The 5,737-nt window shown below is 70.3% G+C and carries 4 protein-coding genes; all 4 read right to left on the bottom strand.

Annotated features, from left to right (window positions below; genetic code table 11):
- Nucleotides 1-337 precede the first annotated feature (337 nt).
- The 4 genes from ggt to IRZ30_RS15065 all read right to left on the bottom strand — a co-directional run bounded on the left by ggt (nucleotide 338) and on the right by IRZ30_RS15065 (nucleotide 5,584).
- On the bottom strand, nucleotides 338-1,969 hold the full coding sequence (gene ggt, locus IRZ30_RS15080) for a gamma-glutamyltransferase (RefSeq protein ID WP_294086333.1): 1,632 nt from the start codon (nucleotides 1,967-1,969) through the stop codon (nucleotides 338-340).
- An 82-nt stretch (nucleotides 1,970-2,051) separates the two neighbouring features.
- The gene (locus tag IRZ30_RS15075; RefSeq protein WP_294086332.1) at nucleotides 2,052-2,852 is read right to left on the bottom strand and encodes a bifunctional 2-polyprenyl-6-hydroxyphenol methylase/3-demethylubiquinol 3-O-methyltransferase UbiG; all 801 of its coding nucleotides are present in this window, start codon (nucleotides 2,850-2,852) and stop codon (nucleotides 2,052-2,054) included.
- A complete protein-coding gene (locus IRZ30_RS15070) occupies nucleotides 2,833-4,254 on the bottom strand; it encodes an SH3 domain-containing protein (RefSeq protein ID WP_294086331.1) in 1,422 nt (473 codons plus the stop codon). The genes IRZ30_RS15075 and IRZ30_RS15070 overlap by 20 nt, the downstream gene beginning before the upstream one ends.
- A complete protein-coding gene (locus tag IRZ30_RS15065; RefSeq protein ID WP_294086330.1) occupies nucleotides 4,244-5,584 on the bottom strand; it encodes a hypothetical protein in 1,341 nt (446 codons plus the stop codon). The genes IRZ30_RS15070 and IRZ30_RS15065 overlap by 11 nt, the downstream gene beginning before the upstream one ends.
- Between the last annotated feature and the right edge of the window lie 153 nt (nucleotides 5,585-5,737).

Raw genomic sequence — 5,737 nt, 5'->3', positions numbered from 1 at the left:
TTTAGCCCCGGGCACGCGCCGCCGCACGAGGGTCCTTCCACCACCCATCTCGGATCCGGTCGGCAGCCGCCCGGGCCGGCTGAGGCGGGCGGGAGACGGGGCGCCGGGAGTGCCAGCGTATGCCGTCAATGTCCATGACCCACGGGTTGAGAAAGAAAAGCCCACTGAAGGGGCTCTCTCGTCCTACACCTGGACTGACGCGATCCGACAGTCCGCCGTGCACCGCGTCCCCAGCCCCTTCAGTGGGCTTCGCCGTGTCAGCCCGGCGGCTTGAGCCCCGGGCACGCACAGCGGCAGTGGTCGTTCCCCCACTGCCGATTTCGGGTCACGCCGAGGCTCAGTACCCCAGCGCCAAACCCTCCGTGCGCGGGTCCGAGCCGCCGAACAGCGTGCCGGTTTCGGGGTCGACCTCGATGACCTGCGCCGCCCCACCGGCAGCCCAGTCGCCCAGCACCTCCACGCGGTGGCCGCGCCGCCGCAGCTCCTCGATCACCTCGGCCCCGGCCCGACCCTCGATGCGGAGCACGAAGTCGTTCGGCAGGTTGATCGGGTCAGTGCCCGGGAAGCTGAGCCAGCGCGGGGCCTCGATCGCCTCCTGCACGTTCATGCCGAAGTCGATCAGGTTCGTGATCACCTGCATGTTCCACTGCGGCTGGCCGTCGCCGCCCGGCGTGCCACCGACCCAGCGCAGCTTCCCGCCCTGGGTGATGAGGTAGCAGTTGAGCGTGTGCATGGTCCGCTTGCCGGGAGCGATGACGTTCGGGTGCCCCTCCTCCAGGGTGAAGCCACGGCCCGCGCGGTTGTTCAGCAGGATGCCCGTGTTCCCCGCCACGACCTGGCTCCCGAAGGCCGCCGAGAGGCTGTGGATGAGCGAGACGGCGTTGCCGTCGCGGTCCACCACACAGAGGTAGGTCGTGTCGCCCAGTTGCTCCGGAATGCGCCCGGCCTCGCACTGCTCCATCGCCCGGTTCATGTCGATCACCTTGAAGCGCTCGCGCGCGAATTCCGGGCTCAGGAGGGTATCCACCGGCACCTGGACGAACTTCGGATCGCCGCAGTACGCCAGCCGATCAGCGAAGGCCAGCTTCTTGGTCTCGACCATCAGGTGGATGGCGTCGGCGCTGCCCGCGCCCATCGCAGCCAGGTCCGCGTTGGAGAGGATGTTCAATTCCTCCAGCATGATGATGCCCTGGCTCGGGAGCGCCGTCTGGTAGACCGTGTAGCCGCGGTATTCGGTCTGGAGCGGCTTGTAGACGACCGACTCGTGGCCGGCCAGATCCTCGACGGTCATCAACCCGCCGTTGTCGGCCATGAAGCGGGCGATCTCCTCCGCGATCTCACCCTGGTAGAAGACCTCCGGCCCGCCCTCGACGATCAGACGCATCGAGCGCGCCAGGTTGGGATTGCGCAGCAGATGCCCCGGCTTGGGCGGCGCGCCGCCGGGCAGGTAGATCTCAGCCGATGTCGGGAAACGGCTCATCCCCTCCGCATAGGCGGCGATCGTCTGGTTGCCCTCCGTCGTGAGCGGGAAGCCCTCCTCGGCGTAGCGGATGGCCGGGGCGAACAGCTCTGCCGGCTCCATGGTGCCGAAGCGCTCGATGGCCGTGAAGTAGGCGTGCACCGCACCCGGCACCGCGACCGAGAGCAGCCCCGTGAACGGCATCTTCTCGTAGCCGCGCTCAACGAAGTATTCGCGGCTGGCAGCCTGCGGGGCGATGCCCGAGCCATTGATCGCCGTGACCTCACCGGTCCGGCCGTCGTAGTGGATCAGGAATGCGTCGCCGCCGAGCCCGCACATCGCCGGGAGCGTCACCCCGGTCACGAGCGCCGCGGCGATCGCTGCGTCCATGGCGTTGCCGCCACGCCGCAGGACGTCCAGTCCCGCCGACGTCGCCAGCGGGTGGGCCGTCGCCACCATGCCCTCGCGCGCCATCACCACGGCGCGTCGCGTTCCCTCACCTCGCGCCACGAATCGACCTCCTCCTCGTGCGTGCACCAGTCTCCTTTGTGAGCGCTGCCAGAATAGCCGCTGCGCCCGCACCGCGCCACTCTCACCGCCGCGTAGCCACCACCTCCAGGTGCGGGCGCAGGCTGGTGGGCAGCCAGCCGATCGGCACACGTGCCGCTAGGGGGCGCAGGCGTGCCACGGGGATCTTCCGCACCTGCGCCTGCGTCAGCCGGGCGGGCGGCACGAAGGTGCAGGCAAAGCCGTGCCGCGCCAGCTTCCGGGCCAACTCGCCCGGCGTGCACATCGACGGGTGCCAGAAGTGGTAGTCGTACAGCCCCCGCAGCCGGTAGTACGCCTCCGCCGGTCGGCGGTTCGGCGTCTTGATCAGGTAGTGCCCGCCGGGCCGCAACACCCGCGCGACCTCGGCCAGGTGCCCATCCAGGTCCGGCAGGTGCTCCACGAGGTCACTTGACAGCGCCACGTCCACGCTGTCGTCCTGCAGCGGCAGCCGCTCGGCGTCGGCCGCGATCAACCGCGCGCCCGGCACGCGCCGCCGGGCCTCGGCCAGGCTGGTCGCCGTCAGGTCCAGCCCGATCAGCCGTTTGAACCCCATTCGCTCCATCGCCCGCAGCGCGAAGCCGCCCCCGGCGCCGATCTCCAGCACCCGCATCGTCCGCGGGAGGGTGGCCAGGAACGCGAGCAGTCCCACGGGAGGGTTGTACTCTTCGTACGTATTCGACCAGGTGGGGTAGACGCGGTCGATCGCCTCATAGAAGCGCCGCCGTACCTCGGCTGGAATCGGGCCGTTGCGGTACGCGTCGGCGCAGCGACGGCAGAGAAAGGCGCGACCGGTGAACCGGGCACCGCAGAGCAGGCATGATCGCTCAGACCGATCGACGACCATGGCGCCCCCTCCCTACCGACCAGCCGAGCCAGCCGCCGGTCCCCACCAGCGCGAGGCCGTACAGCGCGAAGAAGGCTGGATCGTGCCGCACTCCCTGCCCAACGTGGCGCACCACCCCGGAAACCAGCGCCCTCAGGTCAACGTCCGCCCGGTAGCCGACGTTGAACACCAACGCACCTGGCGGCCCCTCCTGGCCGCCCGAGAGCTGTAACTGGTGGCTTCCCTCGGGAAGCTGCTCCGTCCAGGTCAGCGGTAGCGGCGCGTGCCCCGCCCGGACGACCAGTCGGAGCGCACGACCCGCCGTGTTCGGCACCGGCGCGAACGAGGCCTCCAGCGCCTGCGTCTGCCCGGACAACACCGCGCGGTCGAGGTCGACCTGAACGAGCGGCGCGCCCTCCGTGTAAGCCGGGCGGAAGATCAGGTCACCCTCAACCTCGGCTCCATCTTCGAGGCGCGTCCCGTCCGGGTAGACATCGCGTTCGGAGTAACGGAAAGTGACGGAGTTCCCCGGCGTGGACTCGGGCGACGCGACAGTAAAGCGGTAGCGGGCGCCCATGGAGTCGGGCAGCGGCTCGAAGCGAAACGTCACGTGGCTGTTGTCGTGCATCTCGCTGGCGTTGATCGTCGCCGTGCGGATCGGCTCCACCTCCCCGTCGCGATACAGGCGCAGCACCACGTCCCGATCGTTGACACGGCTCGGCGCCGGGAGCCGGCTGAACTGCGAGAGCTCGACGTAGCCCACCTGCCCGTCCTCCAGCCGCACCTGTGCCCAGCCCTCGGCACTCCCTTGGACCCGCACGGTGCTCCCACCGGGCAGGTCAATGATCCGCTCGCCGTCGACCGGGAGGCGCCGCACCGGCACGGCCGGGCCTTCCCTCAGTTGCCCCTCGCCCGGGCTCAGGTCGGCGCCGAACGTCGCCACCCGCAGCGTGATCCCGTCCAGGTTCGGGTAGCGCGACACAAACGTCTGCCCGATCTCCCGCTCACCCACCAGCTCTCCAAGCCAGGCGTGGTCGGCGGGCCAGTCGTGGAAGTTGCCGTCGGGGTATCCCGGATCGGCCTCCGGCGCGTAGCGAATCTCCAGCGTCGCGCCCCCTGCGACGCTATCCACCGCACGACTGGCCGTGGGGCCCGGCGGCACCACGCCGAGGCCGACCCGATCCAGTCCATCGCTCGGCGACAGGAACACCTGGCTCACCGTGCCGCCGACCGTGACGCTTCCTGAGGCGCCCGGCAGCTCGGCCGTCAGCAGGTGCTCGACCCGGCACCCCGCCAGCAGCAGCGGCATGAGCAGCAGCAGTGCGACCGCACAACACCGCCGAATCAGCCCCTTCCCGGTGGCTTCGGTCCGGGCCACCGGCCACCACGCCAACCAGACGTGCACGCCCCATCTACGCGCCATGACCGCCCGCCTCCCCGTCTGGTTCGAGGGGCACCTCCTCCTCAGCCCGGGAGAGCCGCTCACGCACGATCCGGTACGCCATCCACAACGCGAGCGCGTCGAACAGGCTGCGCACGACACCCAGGAAGAGCGGCACCGGCACCTGGGCCGCCAGCACCGTCCGCGGGTTCGGCAGCGCCGCCACGCCGTCCGGGTCGAGCGGCAGGAACAGGTCAGTCGTCATCTGCGTGTCCCAGTGGAGTGCGAACAGGATCAAAAGCGCCGCCTGCGCCAGGTGGTAGGCGATCAGCCGGTCGTCACGGTCGACCGTGAGCGCCAGGAACGGCACCAGCCAGATGGCGTAGGGCGGGTGGAAGAACGTGAGCGCGAACATCCCCAGGAACATCGCCGCCCCGGCCGCGACGTAGGCGTCCGTGCCCCGCGCACCGTGCTCGCCGCGCTCGAAGAACCAGAGCAGGAAGAGCCCGTACGCGAGCGGGAAGATGAAGAGCCGGTCGCCGAAGCGGAGCGGCAGGACCAGATCGGTCAGGTAGTCGACGTGCTGGTAGCGTGACAGCAGTGTCAGCGTCGGGCTGCTGCCCGTGGCGGCCAGCGCAACGACCTCGACCGCCAGCCACACCCCGGCCAGCCCGCCCGCAAACAGCGCCAGGTCGCGCTTCGACCGCCGATAGGCCAGGATGAAGAAGGGCGCCAAGAAGAACGGGAAGAAGCGGGTCACGGCGCCCAGCCCGAGCAGGCCCAGCCCCAGGTAGCGACGTCCGCGTGCCGCGGCGACGAGCGACGCGACGACCAGGAACACGGCGATGCTGTCGTGTCGCCCGAAGACCGCGCTGGTGTAGAGCACGATCGGGTTGAGCAACCAGAGCGCCAACACACGCCGGCGTCGTTCAGGCGCCACCAGGCGGGTCAAGAGGTACCCGGTCCCCAGGTCCGCCACCAGATACGGCAGCTTGAGGAGCAGCAGCGCCCGGAACAGGTGCGGGTACCGCAGGAACAGATCACGGAACTCCGACGGTTGCGCCCCGAGGCCGAACACCGCCGCGGTGGGGGACCAGATCGTCTCGGCGCCCGGCAGGAGCGGCTTGACGAGGAAGAGCCAGATGTTGTGCACCATCTGGATGGCGAGCTGGCTCGTCCAGACGAACCACTCGCCGTGGTAGGCCGCCTGAGCCGCGCGTGAGTAGACGTGGTACAGGTCCAGGTGCACCGTGAAGGGCGCGAGCGCCAGGCGGATGAGTATACCCACCGCCCAGATCGCCGCCAGGCCGGGAGCGATCTGCCCGGTCACTGGACGCGGCAGCCGGCGCCGCGCACGTGCCGTCACCGCCACTGGCCATACCCCCGCGCCAGCCGGGCGCCGCCGAGCGCGAGCGGCAGCGCCGCCACCAGCACGCCCCGGTGCAGCACCGCCGCCGCCACGATGGCCGCCACCGGCACCCCGATCACCCCCGCGACGCCCGCCATCGCCCCCTCGCGCAGGACG

This window comes from Sphaerobacter sp. (assembly GCF_019683595.1).
In the GTDB taxonomy this organism is placed as follows: domain Bacteria; phylum Chloroflexota; class Chloroflexia; order Thermomicrobiales; family Thermomicrobiaceae; genus Sphaerobacter.
Note: the sequence above shows the minus strand (reverse complement) of the source record. Positions and strands in the feature narration are given on the sequence as shown.

Coding starts and splice junctions, on each gene's coding strand:
- IRZ30_RS15070 (WP_294086331.1), bottom strand. CDS start 4,254: ATGGCGCGTAGATGGGGCGTGCACGTCTGGTTGGCGTGGTGGCCGGTG.
- IRZ30_RS15075 (WP_294086332.1), bottom strand. CDS start 2,852: ATGGTCGTCGATCGGTCTGAGCGATCATGCCTGCTCTGCGGTGCCCGG.